The sequence below is a fragment of the Actinomyces gerencseriae DSM 6844 genome (assembly GCF_000429265.1).
Lineage (GTDB): Bacteria > Actinomycetota > Actinomycetes > Actinomycetales > Actinomycetaceae > Actinomyces > Actinomyces gerencseriae.
Map to the genome: position 1 here is coordinate 1 of NZ_AUBN01000030.1, position 1,228 is coordinate 1,228.

The 1,228-nt window shown below is 68.1% G+C and carries 1 protein-coding gene; it reads right to left on the reverse strand.

All coding sequences use genetic code 11. The features are described 5' to 3' along the window. Positions 1 to 371: 371 nt before the first annotated feature. Positions 372 to 887, reverse strand: coding sequence for a hypothetical protein (locus G448_RS0109595; protein ID WP_026407795.1), 516 nt, complete (start codon positions 885 to 887; stop codon positions 372 to 374). Positions 888 to 1,228 lie beyond the last annotated feature (341 nt).

Sequence of the window (1,228 nt, forward strand, 5' to 3'; positions counted from 1 at the left end):
CTTCTCCCGGCGGGCCCACTTGATGTGGCCCCGGCCGTCGATGATGTTGCGGGAGACCAGGCAGCCCCCGGAGTCCTTGATGAACTCGGTGAAGTCAGGCGTGCTCACGGACATACTCCTTCATGCGGTCGGCGATGGCGGTGCGGCAGTCGGTCGGCGATGTCGATCGGCGTGCGGCCCACGGCGTAGGCGATGGCGCACATGAGCAGCGACCTGCCGTAGAAGCGGCGCTGCTCGTCCCTGGGGCCTGTGTGCGGCGATGCGGCGAAGAATGGCTCCGGAGACTTCTTCTGCGCGCGCTCATCGAAACATCCATGATGGGCCTCTCCTCATTGTGCTGGGGCGCCTGGCTGTGGGGCGGGTCGGGGTGGTCAGGTCAGTGGGGCGGTGAAGCGTCGGCAGTAGTTGGGGTCGGTGGGGCAGGGGCGGGTCTTGGCGTTGGCGATGGCTGTGGTGACGGTGTTGGTGAGCTGGGAGACTGCTTGTGCGGTAAGGCTGCTGATCCACTGGTTCCGGCCGTTGTCGGGGATGAGCTGCTCGATGAGTTCGACGTCGCGTCCGGCAGCCTGGATGAAGCGTCCGGTGTACAGTACGGCGCCTGGTGGGAGAGCGATTTCCTGGGCTTCGGGGACGGCGGACAGGGGGGTGAGGTCGCGGCCGGTGCGGAGGACGACGACGGCGATGCCCGGGCTGGTCAGGCCGGCGGTGGCTGCGGACAGGTCGCGGCTGGTGGCCGTGATGCTCTGGGTGACCAGGATCGCGGGCTTGCGGTTGCGGGGGCTAGTGGTCCCGCGGAAGGTGATGGCGTCGATGGCGGGGAGCTGGTGCAGTCCTCTGACGACGTCGTTGAAGAGTTCCTGGGGGCTTTGCGCGTGGTTGTCTCTCATGTGAGGCCTTCCGGAAGATGGGGCGGCAGGGGCGGGTGCGTTTCTGTCGTCTCGGGTGATGTTCTCACTGGCGATCTGCGCCGGGAAGGGGTCGGCGGCTGGCGGATCGAGGGGGCGAGCCGGGGTCGGTTGGCCCGGCGGCCAGGGGCCGGGAGCGGACCGGGAGCCAGGGGGCGGGCTGTCGAACATGGTGCTCAAGTCGATGAGTCAGGGGCAGCCGTCGGCGCGATGGCCCGGGCCTGGCCCGTGTCAGGGGGTCGGCAAAGTCGGTGGGTGGTTGTCTGATCTCTAGAGGGTCTGGTGTGTTGGTGCGGGTGCGGCGTGACCCGCATGGTGACGAT

Bases quoted from the DNA above. Each gene is read 5' to 3' on its own strand.
- G448_RS0109595 (WP_026407795.1), bottom strand. From the start codon at position 887: ATGAGAGACAACCACGCGCAAAGCCCCCAGGAACTCTTCAACGACGTC.